This is a genomic window from Methylobacterium sp. J-001, assembly GCF_022829565.1.
Lineage (GTDB): Bacteria > Pseudomonadota > Alphaproteobacteria > Rhizobiales > Beijerinckiaceae > Methylobacterium.
In genome coordinates, this window is the sequence record NZ_JAKSYN010000138.1 from 1 (window position 1) to 17,555 (window position 17,555).

Annotated in this window: 13 protein-coding genes and 4 pseudogenes; 4 read left to right on the forward strand and 13 right to left on the reverse strand. The window is 62.7% G+C overall.

The features are described 5' to 3' along the window. Positions 1–599 precede the first annotated feature (599 nt). From MKK65_RS18140 to MKK65_RS18165, 6 genes are all read right to left on the reverse strand, one after another. Positions 600–1,745 carry an alpha-hydroxy acid oxidase gene (locus tag MKK65_RS18140; protein WP_243959485.1) on the reverse strand — a complete coding sequence of 382 codons (1,146 nt, stop codon included), beginning with the start codon at positions 1,743–1,745 and terminating at the stop codon, positions 600–602. A 139-nt stretch (positions 1,746–1,884) separates the two neighbouring features. Next, complete coding sequence (aldA, locus tag MKK65_RS18145; RefSeq protein WP_243959487.1) at positions 1,885–3,363, reverse strand: aldehyde dehydrogenase; 1,479 nt, start codon at positions 3,361–3,363, stop codon at positions 1,885–1,887. A gap of 33 nt (positions 3,364–3,396) precedes the next feature. Then, complete coding sequence (locus tag MKK65_RS18150) at positions 3,397–4,029, reverse strand: hypothetical protein (protein WP_243940834.1); 633 nt, start codon at positions 4,027–4,029, stop codon at positions 3,397–3,399. 160 nt (positions 4,030–4,189) lie between these two features. After that, positions 4,190–6,076, reverse strand: coding sequence for a TRAP transporter large permease subunit (locus MKK65_RS18155; RefSeq protein ID WP_409565450.1), 1,887 nt, complete (start codon positions 6,074–6,076; stop codon positions 4,190–4,192). 2 nt (positions 6,077–6,078) lie between these two features. Next, on the reverse strand, positions 6,079–7,098 hold the full coding sequence (locus MKK65_RS18160; RefSeq protein WP_243959489.1) for a TRAP transporter substrate-binding protein: 1,020 nt from the start codon (positions 7,096–7,098) through the stop codon (positions 6,079–6,081). A 116-nt stretch (positions 7,099–7,214) separates the two neighbouring features. Beyond that, a complete protein-coding gene (locus MKK65_RS18165; RefSeq protein ID WP_243959491.1) occupies positions 7,215–8,576 on the reverse strand; it encodes an NAD(P)H-dependent oxidoreductase in 1,362 nt (453 codons plus the stop codon). Positions 8,577–8,687: 111 nt separating this feature from the next. Between MKK65_RS18165 and MKK65_RS18170 the strand changes: the two genes are divergently transcribed. Then, positions 8,688–9,641, forward strand: coding sequence for a LysR family transcriptional regulator (locus MKK65_RS18170; RefSeq protein WP_243959493.1), 954 nt, complete (start codon positions 8,688–8,690; stop codon positions 9,639–9,641). A 1,600-nt stretch (positions 9,642–11,241) separates the two neighbouring features. Here MKK65_RS18170 and MKK65_RS18175 read toward each other — a convergent pair. The 5 genes and pseudogenes from MKK65_RS18175 to MKK65_RS18190 form a co-directional block, all read right to left on the reverse strand. Continuing rightward, positions 11,242–12,198, reverse strand: a pseudogene (locus MKK65_RS18175) (AI-2E family transporter); the annotation flags it as partial. Positions 12,199–12,215: 17 nt separating this feature from the next. Beyond that, positions 12,216–12,650 (reverse strand): annotated as a pseudogene (locus MKK65_RS31245) (IS5 family transposase); the annotation flags it as partial. 45 nt (positions 12,651–12,695) lie between these two features. Further along, positions 12,696–12,968, reverse strand: coding sequence for a transposase (locus MKK65_RS31250; RefSeq protein WP_279596823.1), 273 nt, complete (start codon positions 12,966–12,968; stop codon positions 12,696–12,698). A gap of 311 nt (positions 12,969–13,279) precedes the next feature. Next, positions 13,280–13,534 (reverse strand): DUF6894 family protein, encoded by a 255-nt coding sequence (locus MKK65_RS18185; protein WP_243959495.1) that lies wholly within the window; start codon positions 13,532–13,534, stop codon positions 13,280–13,282. Between the two features lie 423 nt (positions 13,535–13,957). Then, positions 13,958–14,323: a c-type cytochrome gene (locus tag MKK65_RS18190; protein ID WP_243959497.1), complete on the reverse strand. Its 366-nt coding sequence runs from the start codon at positions 14,321–14,323 to the stop codon at positions 13,958–13,960. 363 nt (positions 14,324–14,686) lie between these two features. On the opposite strand from MKK65_RS18190, the pseudogene MKK65_RS18195 reads away from it, so the two are divergent. Then, positions 14,687–15,217 (forward strand): annotated as a pseudogene (locus tag MKK65_RS18195) (SOS response-associated peptidase family protein); the annotation flags it as partial. Between the two features lie 35 nt (positions 15,218–15,252). Here MKK65_RS18195 and MKK65_RS18200 read toward each other — a convergent pair. Continuing rightward, entirely contained in the window at positions 15,253–15,582 is a 330-nt protein-coding gene (locus MKK65_RS18200) for a helix-turn-helix domain-containing protein (RefSeq protein WP_243959499.1), read from the reverse strand. A gap of 422 nt (positions 15,583–16,004) precedes the next feature. Beyond that, positions 16,005–16,484 carry a hypothetical protein gene (locus tag MKK65_RS18210; RefSeq protein ID WP_243959503.1) on the reverse strand — a complete coding sequence of 160 codons (480 nt, stop codon included), beginning with the start codon at positions 16,482–16,484 and terminating at the stop codon, positions 16,005–16,007. Between MKK65_RS18210 and MKK65_RS18215 the strand changes: the two genes are divergently transcribed. Together MKK65_RS18215 and MKK65_RS18220 are read left to right on the forward strand one after the other, a co-directional pair. Beyond that, the gene (locus tag MKK65_RS18215) at positions 16,483–16,719 is read left to right on the forward strand and encodes a hypothetical protein (protein ID WP_243959505.1); all 237 of its coding nucleotides are present in this window, start codon (positions 16,483–16,485) and stop codon (positions 16,717–16,719) included. The two genes, MKK65_RS18210 and MKK65_RS18215, sit on opposite strands and share 2 nt — an antisense overlap. 346 nt (positions 16,720–17,065) lie before the next feature. Beyond that, a pseudogene (locus MKK65_RS18220) lies at positions 17,066–17,548 on the forward strand (sigma-70 family RNA polymerase sigma factor); the annotation flags it as partial. Between the last annotated feature and the right edge of the window lie 7 nt (positions 17,549–17,555).

The window sequence follows — 17,555 nt, forward strand, 5'->3', positions numbered from 1 at the left end:
TGCCTAAGAGGGATCTGGCCGCTGCGCTCAGGAAGCAGTTGAGGACGACCAAGGTCCGCATGGCAATTGTCAGCCATATCATCCCCGAAACCAGACAGGCCGGAGACCACCCAACCCAGCCGTTCAGAGGCGCTGGCCAACACAACCGAAGCTGGCCGAAAGCTGCGCGTCCGCTTCGAAGAAGGCGGCCCGAAAAGCGGATGGTCCTGTAGCAGCCCCGTCTAGTCATCCAAATTCTATGACGCCATGCCCATTAGTGGAAAAAGAGCCAAGAATTATATTAAATTTAATTCCGAAGTTTCCCTCGACGGAGGGGCGTTGCTCTTCTTATGCCAAAATTGATCGCAGGATTGAGCATTTATAACGCAGCATTCAGAACCACGGCAGCGGATTGTGGCCCGTTTGCACTTTTCGAGTGGTTCATGATCACAGCTCTCAAGGTATATAGTTACGAAAAATGCCAATAGATACACAGATGCCCGCTCAAAGCTGCGGAATTTAGCAATATTCTAGTTTTCCATGTTTACCTTATTGATCTTATGTCAGCCCATAATTAAATTAAAGGTTTTTCCAAGCATTACCGATCGATATTGAATTGCTCAACGGAACCTTAAATTATTGCGGCTCAACTGATCAATTGATGTGCATCCCATCAGCCTCATATCGCGCTCGATCTCGATCTTCATCAGTTCCAATGCCCGTTCCACGCCGGCTTGGCCGGCGGCGGCTAGCGGAAAAAGGTAGTACCGGCCGACCCCGACCGCTTTTGCGCCGAGCGCCAGAGCCTTGAGGACGTGGGTGCCGCGCTGCACGCCGCCGTCCATGATCACGTCGATCTGGTCACCGACCGCATCGACGATCTCCGCAAGCTGGTCGAAAGCCGCCCGCGAGCCATCGAGTTGCCGGCCGCCATGGTTGGATAGGACGATACCGGTGCACCCGATCTCAACGGCGCGCTTCGCGTCCTCAACAGACATTACACCCTTCAGGCAGAACTGCCCATTCCAAGCCTGCACCATCTCGGCAACGTCGTTCCAGGCCAAGGCCGGATCGAGCATCTCCGTGAAGTAGCGGCTGATCGAGAGGGCCCCACCGCCCATGTCAACGTGGTTGTCGAGTTGCGGCAGCTTGAAGGACTCGTGGGTGATGTAATCGAACGCCCAAGCGGGCTTCATTGCGAACTGCGCCATTCCGGCCAGCGTCAGATGGAATGGGATGGCGAAGCCGGTGCGCTTGTCGCGCTCCCGGTTGCCGCCGGTGATGCTGTCGACGGTCAGCATCATGACCTCGACGCCCGCAGCCTTGGCCCGGGCCATCATCTCGCGATTCAGGCCGCGATCCTTGTGGAAGTAGAATTGATAAACCTGCGGGCCACTGCTGATCTGCCGTGCCTCCTCGAGGCTAACGGTGCCCAGCGATGAGACGCCGAACATCGTTCCGTACCGAGCTGCTGCCGCGGCGACCGCACGCTCCCCCTGATGGTGGAACAGCCGCTGCAGGGCGGTGGGCGAACAATAGACCGGCATTGCCAGCTTCTGGCCCATCACGGTCACGGACATGTCAATGTCGCGCACGCCTCGCAGCACGTTGGGAACGAGGTCGCAGGTTTCGAAGGATGAGGTGTTGCGCCGGTAGGTTGTTTCGTCGTCCGCTGCACCGTCGATGTAGTCAAAGATCGGCCTAGGCAGCCGGCGCTTTGCCAAGCGCCGAAAGTCGTGGAAATTAAAGCAGTTCAGGACGCGCATTTCATCATTCCGCAGCGGCAGCGCGACAGAGCGGAGCCCCGGGCGGTCCGTCATATGCCGGGTACCAGCGACTAGATCCAGTCGGCCCGGCGCCGCGGGGCAAAGCCCGTGATGCCGGCGCCGGACTCGTCGTACGAGCTTACCGGCCCTGAATGTAGACCACATGGGTCTCGGTGAACTCGTAGAGGCCATGCTTGCCGTCGGCGCCGCCGATGCCGGACTTGCGACGGCCGGCGTGGAAGCCTTGCATCGCCTCGAAATGCTCGCGATTGATGTAGGTCTCGCCAAACTTCAATTCGCGACTGGCTTGGAGCGCAGCGTTGAGATCGTTGGTGAAGATCGACGAGGTCAGCCCGTACTCGGAGTCGTTGGCAAGGGTGATGGCCTCGTCAAGGCCGTCCACCACCTGTACCGGCAGGACCGGCCCGAAGGTCTCGCTGCGCATGATGTCGTGGTCGGCGCCCACGCCTGCGATTAGGGTCGGCTCGTAGTGGAAGCCCGACGACCGATCGGCGATCCGCCCGCCGGTGATGACCGTGCCACCCTGCTCCCGGGCGAGGTCGACGGCCCGGGCGACCTTGTCGAGGCCAATCTTATTCACCAGCGGCCCCATGTGCAGGTCGGTCTCGTGGGACGGGTCGCCGTAGCGTGTAGCCTCGAACAGACCCTTCAGCTTGTCGATGAACGCGTCGTGGACCGCACGCTCGACGTAGACCCGCTCGGCACAGTTGCAGACCTGCCCGGTGTTGATGACGCGGGAATCGTAGATCGCCTTGGCGGCGAGATCGAGGTCGGCGTTGGCGAGCACGATCGCCGGAGCCTTGCCCCCAAGTTCGAGGTTCACCCGGGTGAGGTTGCGGCCGGCAGTCTGCATGATCCGCGAGCCGGTGGCGACGCTCCCGGTGAAGGTCACGAGGTCGACGCTGCGGTGCTCGACCATAGCTTGGCCGGCGGCGGCGCCCCGGCCGCCGATAATGTTCACGACGCCAGCAGGCAGGTCCGTCTCGGCCAGCAATTCGGCGAAGACGAAGGCGTTGATCGGCGTCTCCTCGCTCGGCTTGATGACGATGGTGTTACCGGTGATCAGCGCCGGGGCGAGCTTGCGGGCGATCAGAAAGAATGGGAAGTTCCAGGGCAGGATGCCGGCGACTACCCCCATCGGCTTGCGCAGCAGGAAGATCGTCTCGTTCTGCCGGTCGCTGGTGATGACCTCGCCTTCGAGCCGGCGGGCCCACTCGGCCATGTAGTCGATGTAGCTCGCGGTGAAGTCGATCTCGACTTCGGCGAGCGGCCGGACTTTACCTTGCTCCCGGACGATGATGTCGGCGAGTTCCACCCGGTGCTCGCGCACCTTAGCCGAGATCTGCCGCAGGTAGCCGGCGCGCTCGATGGGCGGGCGCTTCTCCCAGGCAGACTGGGCTCGGCGAGCGGCTATTACAGCGGCGTCCACGGTGTCGGCGCCGCTCTCCGGAACGCGCCCCAAGAGGCGGCCGTCGGCGGGGTTCGTCACTTCGATGTAATCGCCGCCATCGACGAACTGGCCGTCGATGTAGTTGCGGTAGTCGACGGGCCCCTCGTGAAGGCGGTCCGCGATGGGTCGGGTCGCGCGTGAATTCATGGCAGTCCTGCGTCGTGGGGGGATGGGGATGGGTCAGTGCTGCCCCTGGTCAGGAGCGATCAGGCCGTCGTTCCAGACGAACGAAGCCCCGGTCTTCACCTGCTCGGCTGTGAGGGTTGGGAAGCAGATGTCGGCGAGCTTGCCGTCGTAGCGGACGTAATCGACCATCGAGTTCAGGGTGTGCGTCCCCTCCACGGGGAAGAAGCTCGTGGGCTCTGCGTAGTCGTAGACCATCAGGAACTGGCCCGTGGTCTTGGTGCCGTCGGGCATCGCGACGCCGGGGGGGCAGGCGCTCCAAGTGTGGGGAACGCCCTCGGGGATATCTACGAGGCAGCCGTGTGGGATCACGTAGACCTCACCGTTCAGCTCCACGAGGCCGACGCCGCCGGTCACAAGGATGCGCTCGGCCAGGAGCCGCCGGTCCTCGTCGCGTTCAGCCATTGTGACATGGACGTGCCGAGGTAGGCGCAGTTCGTGGTTGAAGGGGATGAAGCCGAGCTGCCCGCGCTGTGTCGAAGGCGTGGCGAGGGCGCCGCCGGGATAGAGCTCGTGCATTGTCAGCGGGATGGTCTTGAATGGGGTCTTCACATTGGCGCCGGTGCCGTGGGTGATCCGGCAGCCGTTGCGTAGCGCGAAGCCGATTGGTGCGATGTCGGCGGTGGACATGGAATGATCCCTTGGTGACTACATGAAGGTCATGAGTGTCCGGAGTGCCGAACCCTCCGGCGAGTACAAGGCAGCGCCCAGCGCTCCGGGAATCGGGCGACACAGGGGCTTGGCACCCGGACCCCACCGAAGACCTCGGTCCTTCGGAGACCCAGGATTTTCAGAGAAAGACTGTCGAGATCCACGGCACGGCGGCGATGATGATCGTCCCGATCAGGAGGGCGAGCATGTAGCCGACGATGGGCCGCATCCCCGCGTCGGGATGAATCCGGCTCACGGCACAAGCAGCGTAGTAGCCGACGCCGAAGGGCGGGGCGAACAGGCCGATGCCCATGGATAGGATCACCACCATCGCGTAGTGGACCTCGTTGACCCCCACCTGCTTGGCGATGGGGAACAGCAGCGGCCCGAACAGCACGATGGCCGGTATGCCCTCTAGGACGCTGCCGAGGATCACGAAGGCGACGATGGTGACGGCCAGGAAGGTCGGGATGCCGCCGGGCAACCCCGTCATGAAGGTCGCTAGAGAAGCCGAGAAGCCCGATTGCGTCAGCGACCACGCCATGCCAGTCGCCGCGCCGATAATGAGCAGGATCGCCCCCGATAGGGCCGCTGTCGTCACCAGCATTGGGTAGAGGCGCCGCCAGTCGAACTGTCGGTAGATTAACAGGCCCGTTACGAAAGAGTAGGCGATGCCGATGGTCGACACCTCAGTGGCTGTGGCGATGCCCTCCACCACCGCAAAGCGGATCACGAAGGGCAGCGCTAGCGCCGGGATTGCCACGACGAAGGCCCGGCCGATCACTGCCCGGGACGGGCGCTTGATGTGGCTGAGGTCCTCGCCCCGGTAGCGCCACCAGACGAGGGCGCACAGGATGAGGCCGAGGACCAGACCCGGCAGGAGACCGCCGGTGAACAGGGCGGTGATCGACACGCCCGTCACCGAGCCGATGGTGATTAGCACGATCGAGGGCGGAATCGTCTCGGTCTGCGCGCCGGTGGCGGCGAGCAAGGCCACGAGGTCGCCTTCCTTGACGCCCCGCGCCTTCATTTCCGGGAACAGGACTGGGGCAACGGCGGCCATGTCGGCGGCCTTCGAGCCCGAGATTCCTGAGACGAGGTACATCGCGCCGACTAACACGTAGTGCAGGCCGCCGCGCACATGTCCCAAGAGGCTAGCTAGGAAACCGACCATGGCCTTGGCCATGCCGGTCATCTCAATTAGCAGGCCAAGGAACACGAAGAGCGGCACGGCGAGCAGGATGAGGTGGCTCATCCCTTCGTCCATGCGCCCCACCACCACCATCGAAGGGGTGCTCGTCGTGAGCACGATGTAAGCAAAGGTGGCAAGCCCAAAGGCGAAGGCGATTGGCACGGCGCCGAGCACCATCAGCCCCACCAGGCCGACGAAAAAGATCACGAGGTTGAGGTTGCCAAGCGGCTGGAGCACCGGGGCCAGGGTCACGAACAGGGCGATCGTCGCCCCCACCACCGCGACCGCCCCGAGGATATGACGGAGGTCCCCCACGGCGGCGAGCCGCAGGGAGGCTACGAGCCCCATCAGTCCGAGGCCGATCGGCAGGGCGGCCGCCCGCCACGCGTTCGACAGCTCGAGTGCCGGGGTCGTGACGAAGGATTCCTCCACCGCGAACTCGTAGGCTGGGTGCCAGACCACCACGAGGAAGGCCAGCGGCGCCACGATCGCGATGACGTCAAAGAAGGCCCGAAGGCCGGGTGACATCATCGCCACCACCGCCGTCATGCGCATGTGCTCGTCCCGCTGGAAGGCGAGGACAGAGCCGAGTATGGCGAGCCATAGGAACAGGATGCTCGCGAGTTCGTCGGACCAGATCAGCGGCGATTCGAAGACGTAGCGGCTGAGGACGCCGACCAGTAGCACGATGATCTCGGCCACGAGGATGAGGGCGGCTGGGATCTCGACCATCGGCTTGAGGAGAGCGCCGGCTTTGAGCGCCCACCGGCGCCGAGGACCGAGGCCGGCGGGGACGGCGAGCGTCCCCGCATCAAGGTGCGTCGCGTGGGCCATGCTCAGTCGAGCCCCCCAGCGGAGGCCTTGTTCAGAAGGCCCCAGGCCTCGTCGCCGAACTTGCGCTTCCACTCGTCGTAGAAGCTGGCCTTGCGCAGCTGGTCGCGGAAGGGCGCCTGATCGGGCTTGTTGAATACCAGCCCCTTGGCGGTCAGGTCCCCCTGGAGTGAGGAATTGAGCGCCTCGGTGTCGGCGCGCTCGGCGAGGCCCGCCGCGTTTATGTTCTTGGCGACGATATCCTTAACGTCGGCCGGCAGCCGCTCCCATGCTCGGCGGTTGCCCAAGAACCAGTACCCATCCCACATGTGGCTCGTGAGGGAGCAGTACTTCTGCACCTCGTAGAGTTTGGCGGTGGAGATCAGCGCCAGGGGGTTTTCCTGGCCGTCCGTTACCTTGGTCTGGAGGGCGGAATAGGTCTCGGCGAAGGATATGGTGGTGGGTGACGCGCCGAGCGCCTTGAACATCGAGGTCGAGATCGCGCTCGCCAGCACGCGCATCTTGAAGTTGCCGAGGTCGGCCGGGGTGTTGATCGGCCGGTTCGAAGTGGTGATCTGACGAAAGCCGTTGTCCCAAATCTTGTCCATGGCGATCAGGCCACTCTTGGCAATCTGGGCGCGCACATAGGCGCCCAGTTCCCCGTCCATCGCCTGCCACACTGCCGGGTAGTCAGCGAAGGCGAAGCCGACGCCGCTGATCGAGGCACTGGGGATCAAGGTCGAGAGAATGAGTGGAGAGAGGACGAAGAACTCCACCGCCCCGGACCGCAGCTGGCCGAGCACATCCTGGTCGCCGCCGAGCTGGTTGTTCGGGAAGACCTTGAGTTCGAACCTGCCGTTGGTCTCGGCCAGGATCTTCTGCGAGGCTTCCTGCGCGCGGACGTTGATCGGGTGCGTCGCCGGGGCGTTGTTGGCGAACTTATAAGTAAATTTAGGTGCTTGGGCCCAGGCTCGGGTCACGAAGGGGCTCGCCACCGCCGTCGAGGCGAGGGCCGTCTTGAGCAGGATGCGTCGTGAAAGGATCATACGGCGTGTCTCCCAAAAAGCGGCCTGATCTCGCGGTAAGTCGGGCCAGGGGCTTTTCGCCCTCTAGGAACCTGGACCCGTGCTACGGCGCGGCTCTGTTGTCGTGGTGGCAAAGTTTACGCGCGCTCGAGGCCCTTCTCCGCGCGGAAGATCGATTCCATCTCCTGCCGGAAGGCGATTGCCTGGTTGGCGCCGTCGTAGCTGACGTTCGACCAGCGGACTGGCTGGCCGGCGGCCACCGAGTTCTTCAGCTTGAGGCCGTGGGCGAGGCCGATCGGTACGGCGCCGACTTGCAGGGACGTCTCGGCCGGCACGACCTTGCCGTAAACGGTGTAGCCGCCCTCGCCGTCGAGAATCTCGCCCTCTTTTAAGGCCCGCTTGGAGACGGCAATGACGTCGCCGCGCCAGTCGTTCGTCGAGCCGGTGGGCTCGCCCCGCGTGGCGATGCTCGCCACGGAAGTGCCCAGTTCGAGCCCGATTAGATGGTAGGGCTTGTACATCGCGGCGTAGCGGCCGGACTCGTCGGTCTGCAGCCCGTACTGGTTGAAGCAGTCCTTCACGTACTGCGTTGCCGCCTCGAACACCGCGTAGACGCCCCAGCGCAGGTCCCGGAACACTGGGCGCCCGTCGCGCTCGATGGACGAGACCACCTCCACGGTGCCCTTCTTGGGCAGGATGCCTCCGTCCGAGACCGGCCGGAGCACGCTCGGCAGGTCGTCCACGCCGCAGGCCGGGAAGGCGAGGCCGTCGTCCGGCGGGCTGAGGTCGCAGCCGTTGGCCACCGCCGCCATCTCCAGGGCGGACTTGGTGCCGTCGAGGAAGGAATTGAACATCTGCGGGTTGAAGTCGCCGCCGGCGACCTGCTCCTCGCTGAAGCCGTAATGCCCCCACACCGTGTCGGGCGTCGACTGGTGGTAGACCGGCAGATACTTGGTGCCCTTGCCGGCGCAGACGACGTCGAGCCCGACGCAGCGCGCCCAGTCCACCAGCTCGGCAATCAGGGCGGGCTGGTCGCCCGACGCCATGGAGTAGACGATTCCTGCCTCGGCGGCCCGGCGGGCCAGCAGCGGGCCGGCCAGCGCATCCGCCTCGACGTTGACCATGATAATGTGCTTGCGGTGCGCGCACGCGGCGATCACGTGGCGGATGCCGGCGGCGGGGCTGCCGGTGGCGTCGATGACGATGTCGATGAAGGGGCTGGCGATCATCGCCGCCGTGTCGTCCGTCACGAAGGTCTTCTGCGACCGGGACGCCTCTTCCAGGGATGCGGTCTGGGAGCGCTCGTTGGGCCAGCCGACCCGGTGCATCGACGCCTTGGCATTGACAGGCGAGAGGTCGGAAACGCCCACGAGGTGAATGCCAGGGGTCCGCCACGCCTGCGACAGAAACATTGAGCCGAACTTCCCGGCGCCGATCAGACCAACGCGGGCCGGACGGCCCTCCGCCGCGCGCCGCTTGAGCTTGGCGTACATGGACATGGCGTTGCTCCGTTGAGGGGCGACAACGGCCCCCTTCTATGAATTTTGTCTCGTGTTGCGGGGTTGTACCGGCGCACGTCCGGCAGGAAAATGTGAATCGGAGCAAGCTCGATGTGCGTGAATTCCAGAGGACCTGACTTCGACTGGAACGACCTGCGCTCGTTCTTGGCGGTGGTGCGAACTGGGCGCCTAACCGTCGCCGCCCAGCAGCTCGGAGTCGACCACTCGACCCTGAGCCGCCGGATCACGTCTCTAGAGAACGCTCTTCAGGTCCGGCTCTTCGACCGTCTGCTCACCGGCTACGTCCTCACCGAGGCCGGCCGTAGCCTCGTCGGCGAAGCCGAGCGGATCGAGGCGGTCGCTATCCGCATTTCCTCGGACCTGATGGAAGCCAAGGTGCAGATGTCCGGGCCGGTCCGGGTGGCAACGCCGGAAGGATTCGGCACCTACTTCCTCGCCCAACACCTGCAGACCCTGGCTGGACGCCACCCGGAGGTCACCCTCGAACTGATCGCCGATCCAGGCGTCGTCAGCCTCGCCCGGCGGGAAGCCGACATTGCCGTCACCATGGAGCGGCCAGATGCGGGGCCGCTCCGGGCCCAGAAGCTTATGAACTACGAGTACGGGCTCTACGGCAGTGAGCAGTTCTTGCGGGAACACGGCACGGGCAAGGGCGACCTCGACTACGACGGCGTCCGCCTTATCGGCTACATCCATGACATGATCCCTACGCCCGCCCACGACTACCTGTCGGAACTGATTCGGGGGCGGCGGGCGGACCTACAGATCTCGAACATCATCACTCAGCTCAGTGCTACGCTTAGCGGCTACGGTCTGTGCATCCTGCCTTGCTTCATGGCTGCTCAGCACAGGGCGCTGCGGCGAGTCATACCGGAGCGTATTCGCTTCACCCGTTCCTACTGGCTCGTCACCCATGTCGACGTGCGGGCGCCGGCCCGCGCGAAGGCGATCGTCGCGTTTCTCCAGGACATCGTGCGGGAGAACCGAGCGCTGTTCCAGCCGTCCGCGGCGATGCAGCCCGACAAGGACGAAACCGACTGGTAGGCCTGGCCTTCGCTCGAACGAATATTGCGCAGGCGCCCTCGACTAAACCGCGCTAAATTCTACTTGCGCGAGACGAGTGGAGCAGGAGCTAAGTGCTATCACAAAATGTGCAGAAAACAACGAAAGCGTTAGCCTTTGTTCCGAGAGGACTGGGCAAGATTTTCTGTGTTTTTTTTACGAATTCGTCGGCGATCATAGCAGCGGCGCTATTTCGGACGCCAGCATGAGTCCGTAGCCTGCATGTCTGGGTCTATCCGCCCTCCGACGTACCAGGATCCGTCGCATCTTATCTCCGGGCCCGGGCAGCGGAAGTCATCCTGGCCTTGCTGGTCGACCTCGTTGTGATCATCCTGATCCCCTGTTTCTCAATCGGGTTCCTCTGAGCCGGCGCACGTGAGAGGACGCTCGGCCAACGAAGGTAATTCAAGTCGATAATTGGCTTATGAGGCAACGTGGACCGCGACGCGAACCACTTGATGTTCCGGTTCGAAGAAGCGCAGTGCAATCACTGAATGTCTGAAATAGGCGCAGAGCCGAACGGTCGGTTTTGCGCCCATTTGTGATCCGGCATGGCGTAGTCTGGCCGAAAGCGGAATGGCCGCTTCGGAAAAGGACCAGCGGAAAAGCGGACGGTCTAATGCTGACCCAACCCGGACGCTTAGAGCGTCGTCGGCGCTTTCGGAAGCGGCCGTTTGCCGACGGTCAGGCACCTTTTGGCTTGAGTGGAATGCCGTCTATCCGTTGTTGTAAAGCAACGCAGTAAAACGGAATTTATCATCTGACTGCACGCGCTTACTTCTGACGTAGCGAGCGCTCCACTTTTCGGTCAGGATTATACAAGTAAATGTGAGAGGCATATCGTTTATGGCCGCCGGCTTGCACAGCATGCAAGCCGGCGAACTGGAATATTTTCAGTTGCCCCACATTCTGCGATGCTCAAACCGACGACGAGCCATACGATGCCGCATGCGGTAATTGGTTATCCGACGCTGCATGCGCACTTGAGTGATCGTGCTTGAGGGCGCAAGATCAATGCCGGAGTTAATCGGCATTGCTGAGGCGGGTGTTGTAAGCGAAACGGCTCCGAATGCCAGGAACGCGGCGACCGATAGGCATCGTATAAGCAAAATAATATCCTCCAGATTAGCCGTGGCGGCTGAAAAGATGATTCATTTCAGCAATCCGATGTCTAAACTCTTGATCCGAGCTTTGGCTCATGGGCGCTAAAACACATTTTAGTTACTTGGCATCTAGTAGGCCACCGGCGGCCTAACGGAGGGGGCGTGGCCCGTTTTCACACGAGGGAACCCTTGCTACTGGTCATGTTCAATCAGCAGACCTTGTGAAAGCGAGGGGAGCCTGTTTTGGCTCGCGAGCGGTCGACGCGGCTATGTCCGTTGTGACGCATCCGCCATCCGAAAGCGAACCGGTCGAAATCCACCCATCTGAGACGCTCAAGCAGTTCCAGCACGGCGGCAGATGCTGGCCGGAAGCGGATAGCTAGCAAAATACCGCAGTCGTTATGTCCGTCTAAATTCTATGGTCAAAATGATTTTGCACAAAGTGATGCGAAAATATATCAGCAAATGCTCGCTGCTGATCACTCGGCGATCAATATGACGCCATTATGCTCGCCGCTTGCGGCCGCCGGGCAGATTTCGACGGCGCTGCGTAACGACGAGGTATATGCATCTGCGCCAATTTCCCGTCCGAATGCAGCATCGGTCAGCACCCGATCGCCAACCGGCCACATTCCCACGAGGATCGGCACGCCGGGCGCGTATCGACGCAGGCGTTCCAACAGGTATCGCAGGTGAGCCGGGTTGCCAGAAATATCGAGATAGGCGACGCAGATCATTGCCACCCCTGCCACGTCGAGGTCGCGCATACCCTCGCGGGTGGATGCGTTGTGCGGGAGCACCCGCGCGCCCAATCCATGCTTCCCGAGGAGCTGCGCCAACATCGCGGAGGCGACCTCATCCAGTGGGCCGCGTCCGGACACGCACAGCACTGGTAGCGCGCCCTGCCATGCCGGCGGGCGTGCGTCCCGCACCGGGGCTCGTGCCGGCACTGCCTCGGTCGTCGGATGCGCGCGCTCGGCCAGCGTCGGCGAGGCCGTTGGGTTGAGGTCGCCCGGCCAGCCCTTCGGTGTCGGTGCGACGTCGGCACGGTCGGCGAAATCCTCCAAGAGGGCGCTGGCCGCAGCGCGGATGCCGTCGAGTTGAGCGGGCGTTACGACGCCCCGGGCGTGGTCGTTGGCGGCCAGTTGCAGGCCCTTGAGCGCCACCTCGTCGTAGTAGGAGGCTAGGGAGCGCTCCTTCAGCATGGCCTCGCCGAGGTCGCGCGCCTCGTCGGGTTCGCCTGCTAGCATTCGCTGGTGGAAATTCTCCACCGGCGTCAGCGGCGGCCGATCGCCCAGCAGTACGTCGAGGAACGCCAGGCTGTCGACGTGGCGGCCGAGCACCGCGAGGCAGACGGTAAACGGGGTCGCCAGGATCAGGCCGATGGGCCCCCATAGGAAGCCCCAGAACAGGGTCGAGACGATCACCGCGAAGGGCTAAGTAGGGGACTTATTCAGGTCCATGCGATGACACAGGAAACGAGCGCGACGGCGGCAAGGTAGTTGCAGGCCAAGCGGTCGTAGCGGGTCGCCACACGCCGCCAGTTCTTGAGATGACCAAACAGGCGCTCGATCCGATTGCGCCGCCGATAGGCGATCCGGCTGTGCTTGTAGGGGAGGGTTCGGGTGGCCGTGGACGGGATGGTGGCGATCACCCGGTGGCTCTTGAGCCAATCTCTCAGGCTCTGCGCATCGTAGGCCTTGTCGGCGATCAGGTGCTTGGGCGGCACCACGGCCTGCACCAGAGGCAGGGCCATGCTGATGTCGGCCACGTTGCCGGGCGTCAGGGCGAACGCAACCGGTCGGCCACGACCATCGGCCAAGCAATGGATTTTGCTCGTGAAGCCGCCGCGCGAGCGCCCGATGGCCTGGCTCCAGGCCCCCTTTTCCGCCTGATGCCGAGCGGTGGGCCTTCACGTGCGTGGCATCGAGCATCAACTCGTCTGGAACAGACCTGCGGCTGCGATCTTGGCAAACAGCCGCTGCCAGATCCCGCGCTGCGACCACCTGTTGTAGCGGTTGTAGATCGTCGTGTGGGGCCCGTAGGCGGAGGGCGTATCCTGCCAGCGGCAGCCGACCTTCAGGACGTGCAGGATGCCGCTGATCACCCGCCGGTCGTCGACCCGAGGCTTGCCGGGTTGGCCGTGCGGCAGGTGCGGCTTGATCCGCGCCCAGGCTTCATCCGAGAGCCAGAACAACCGTGCCATCGCGATCCTCCTGCGCTGTAAACCTCAAACTCAGGAAGAAAACGCAAGCGAGCGCAGATGGTTGTATGAGTTCCCTACCTAGTCGCTCCCACACTCGCAGCACATGTGCTGCGGCGCCTAGCCCCCATCCGCCTTCGCCACCTGGCGTCCATGGTTCTGCGCGATGTCGAGGAAAGTGCGACGCGCCCCGTCAGGAGCGCGCCGCAAGTTGGCTCGCGGTCTCCACGACGAGCCGGCCTCCTTGGCAAGGCCTGGGCCATACAATCGAACCGTGCAAGCAGGGTTGATAAATCGAAGGGTATGTTTTACGCTTACGTTTTTTCAAAAGAGATAGCCGCTGACGACGGTGTTACAAAGAAATTCAGTCTGAATAGTATCAGATTTGTCCCATCCGTTACTTCCATTCGCCACTCTTGGCCAAGGCTTTCTAGCCTTGCCCCTTCTTCTAGGAGCACACCGGCATACTGGATAGCCTCACGGCGAGCGAAAATTAAGTCTGGCAGCTCGACACCCTTTTTGTCGAGCAGGACGACGCCGTCATAGACGTTGAAATGGTAGCGAGGCATGCGTTTTCCCGGCCGTCGCAAGGCGGGAGTCATGGCTCCCAATCATGGTCATGCCTGAGTCAGGGACCGCGACTACCGTCAGCTGTGCCATACAGCGGCGGGCAGTGATTGCATATGGATCAGGTTTCCCGACCCCCGAAAAATATGCCGCACTGTATGGGCGAACGGTATAGTCGCCAAAAGAAAGCCCCACCCGGCGACTGCCGGCGGGGCTAAGGTAAATGGACGCTCGGTGCGTTACGCCGGCGACTGTTTTCAGGATAGCGATTCTGATTGCAATATAAAACCTGTGAAGTAACGGCTTGATACTATTTTTGCCAAGGCGTGTGCTGATGCGCGGAAAGGGCCGTTCAAAAGCTCACAAGCCACCAGAGGGGTTAGGCTTGAAAGAAATGCTGCTTATCTAAGCGAGGTTTTGTTTTTTTAGGATTGTGTTTTAAGATAGGCGATGACGTCATTGATTTTCTTGTCGTCTGAGAAACCTTGGAAAATCATCTTGTTGCCTGGAATTTTGGACTTCGGATTTTTCAGCCATTCGTGGAGCGTGGCCTCGTCCCAGGTGAGGCCGGAGTTCTTCAGAGCGGCGGAATAGTTGTAACCCTCGTAGGTGCCGGCCTTGCGTCCGACGACACCCTTCAGGTCCGGACCCACGCCATTCTTCTGGAAGTTGTGGCAGGCCTTGCAGGGCGCGAATGCCTTCTCGCCAGCCGCAGCATCGCCGACTTCTTGGGCTTGGGCAGAGAGCGGGATCAGAACGGCAAGGACGGCGCCGAGAACGATAGAACGCATGAATTTCCTCATAGGCCAAGCGTGGGTGATGGCGATGCGAAGCTTGGCGCAGTGAGGCATAGACGTCCGCTGAAGAGGCTTAATCCAGCCGCTCCCTCAATTGCGGCTAAGGCAGCCGAAGTTGGGACCCATTCCGCCCGCCGCATCTGAGCGCCGCTACGCAGAAGGCCATGCCGTGCCCTCAGTCGGGGCCATCGTCTGGCCGCGGCTCAGCGCTCCGTCCTCGAACAGATTGCCGGAGGCCGAGGTCCTGACGTTGGTATCTAGCCCTGCTTCTGAACGAGGACGTTGACGCTGCCATTCGCCTCGACCTTCGTGCCGCCCACGATACCGGCACGGCCGGCGGAGATCCGCATGCGCGACGGCGCCCGTGCCCTCTCAATGATGCGGTGGGGCATGCCGTCGCCCGCCTTCGCCTTGAAGGGCAAGAAGGTCGATCCCGGTGTCACGAACGTGTGCAACATCGCCTCGCCGCACTGGCGCCGCTGGCTGTCGCCGGAGCATCGCTGCCTTGTGCCGTTCACGAGCTTCTCGGGAGAACGAGAAGGCCGCGGACGGCTCGCACCCGCCGGTGTGGTTCGCTCTGACAGAGGATCGGCCGCTCACCTGCTTCGCGGGCATCCTAGACGAGGGCTGGCAGAGCGTGCGGAAAGTGAAGGACGGCGAGACGACTGACGACCTCTATGCCTTTCTGACCACAGAGCCGACGTGGAGGTCGGCGCCGTGCACCCGAAGGCGATGCCGGTGATCCTCACGAAGCCGGAGGAGTGGGCAACGTGGCTGTCAGCGCCCTGGCCGGAGGCGAAGGATCTCCAGCAGCCTTTGGCCGATGATGCCCTGGTCGGAGTAGCCCGTGGCGCTCGCCGGGATGGGCGAGCTGATGATATGGATTAGTGGCGCCACCCCGTGATGATCGAACGGCGGGCGTGTCAGCCTTCTTCGCACTCCGATTTACGCGACACCCGCCTCGCTGCGCGCCGTTCCTTGAGCAGAGCTTTGAAGTCGATCGCCTCGTACTTGGCGGACATCGAAATGCGACTGCGGCCCGTCGTGATCTCGGGCGGCCAGTCTACCCGCCGCTGGCTATCTCGGAACCGGACGAGATCCTCGGGGCTGAACCGTCTGCGGACTCGCTTAAGGCCCAACCCGACCGCGATGTAGGCGATGTCACCTCGGGCCACGTGGTTATCGGAGGTCCGCCGGCTGATCCGCAGCAGATTGGCCGCCTCGTCGGCTGTGAGGAGGTCGATTGCGGGCATAGGGCCCTCCCAAAGCGGGCATCGTGAAAGCTGCTTCTCAAGGGATAACTGCCGATGCAGCTACCTCACGCCCGCCCTCATCGGACAGCCACGCTGATTCAGCAGGGCTGGAAGCCTTGAGCACTCATTGACAGCAACCTGCGGTAGTACGCAGGAATTATCTATGTTGAAAAAACTCCCTCAAGGCGCGGCCACCTTTCGCGGTCGCGGATTGGCGTTCGTTCACGGCTCCCACCTCGTAATGAAGGTTTGCCCAGAGTGTTCTCAACGGAACGCCCCAAAGGCTGCCGACACGGGCGTGTGTGGGTGGTGCGCCTACGTCCCCTTCTATGAAGATGTGGAGCCCGTCGTCGAACTCGAAGTTGCAGCTTAGAACTGGCCGGGCCGGCGGCGAGCTACGGTTGCTGCTTGGCCTAGACGGCTCAGCCCTTGAGCTGCTTGTTGCACACCGAGTAGTAGCCGCCACCCTTTTGAATCCAATTCGCATCGCCGAGCGTGCCAGCAGCCTTAGCGGCGTTGTAGCTGTCCAGGCAGGTATGCATCCGGGCCTTGCCCGCTGATTCCTTGGCGTACTTCGGATCGATCGCTCGGGGGTACGCAGCAGATCCCGGAGATGGCGCCGGCGCGGCCCGAGAAGCGGACGTTGTCGGCGCTGGGGCGGGTGCCGCGGTCTTGGTGGCGCCCGGTGCGACGGGGTTCGGCACGGTGTTCGTCGCCGCATCCGGAGCTGCGCCGCACTCGGCCTTGCGGAAGTCGTTCCACTTCTGCCCGTTGAGAGTCCCGGCCTGCTTCGCCGCCTGATACTTCACAGAGCAGTCCTTAGTGGACAGGGCCGCGGCGGGCGTGGCGAGCATGCCGGCGCCAAGGGAGAGAAGTGCAGCGGCAAGGATGGTGCGAGACATGACTGATGATCTCCGGGAAGCTCTGTCGAGCCGCATAGTCACGCTACAGCTAACGAGATTCCTCCGAAAGGCGCTCGGCTTCACGTTGTCTTTGGCTTTTGCCATGGCTCTGCCCGCCCATGCCGCCGACATGGTCGATTTCCTGGGCACCTGGGAGCAGGCCACCACAAACGCCGACGCCTACCTGGACTGCGAGGGCACCGGCAAGATGATCGCGGGTATCGGCGGCAGCTAATCGGCTCCGCTGCGTCTTCCGTATCGATGGCCCGGAATGCGCGGTGACCCCGGCGATGCCGCCCCGCACCTACCCGGCAGCGACGCGGATCTGAGTGGAGGCCGGATCGAGAGCAGGATCGCGCAGGGGCACGGCTTCACTTCGCGAGGTTAGAATCTTAGTCTAGACGCTGGAACTTGTAGCATAAAACTCCAGTGTTCTAGCTTGGGACGTAAGTAATTATTTTCAGCGTCCTATATAAATAAATCTGCAGCTCGGCAGGTGGATTGAATTAAAATAACTACAAAATACTGACGAAATATTTCTATCGTGGCGGTTGTGTGTATGCTGTGCCATCCGGAACAGCATGAGTGCGTCGTCCTTGAACAGACACAAGCACCAGGAAAGGGTGGCGCTCGCGTCGCGCCGGGCCGACACGGCGTCAAAGACGGCGCCTGGGGCTTTGGCGGTCACCCAGTTGCATCATTCGGCCTATGTCTCGATTGCGCGGCGCATTCTCGCGTGCCGCGAGCAGGCGGAAGACGTTGTGCAGGACGTGATGCTGCGCCTCGCGGCCGCGCCGCCCTCGGACGAGGTCCGGTCGACGGCCTATGTCAGGCGCATGGTCCGCAACCTCGCCATCGATCAGGCGCGGCGGCGCACGCTCGAACGGCGGCTGTTCGCCCATCTCGACGAGGCCATCGACCCCGCCGACCCTGTGGCCGGGACGCCGGAGGACGCGACGGCCGCGCGGGAGGCTCTGCAGCGGGTCACTGCGGCGATGGCGCAGCTGCCAGAGCCGGTCGGCACCGCCTTCCGCTTGCATCGGGTCGACGGCGTGCCGCAGAACGTGATTG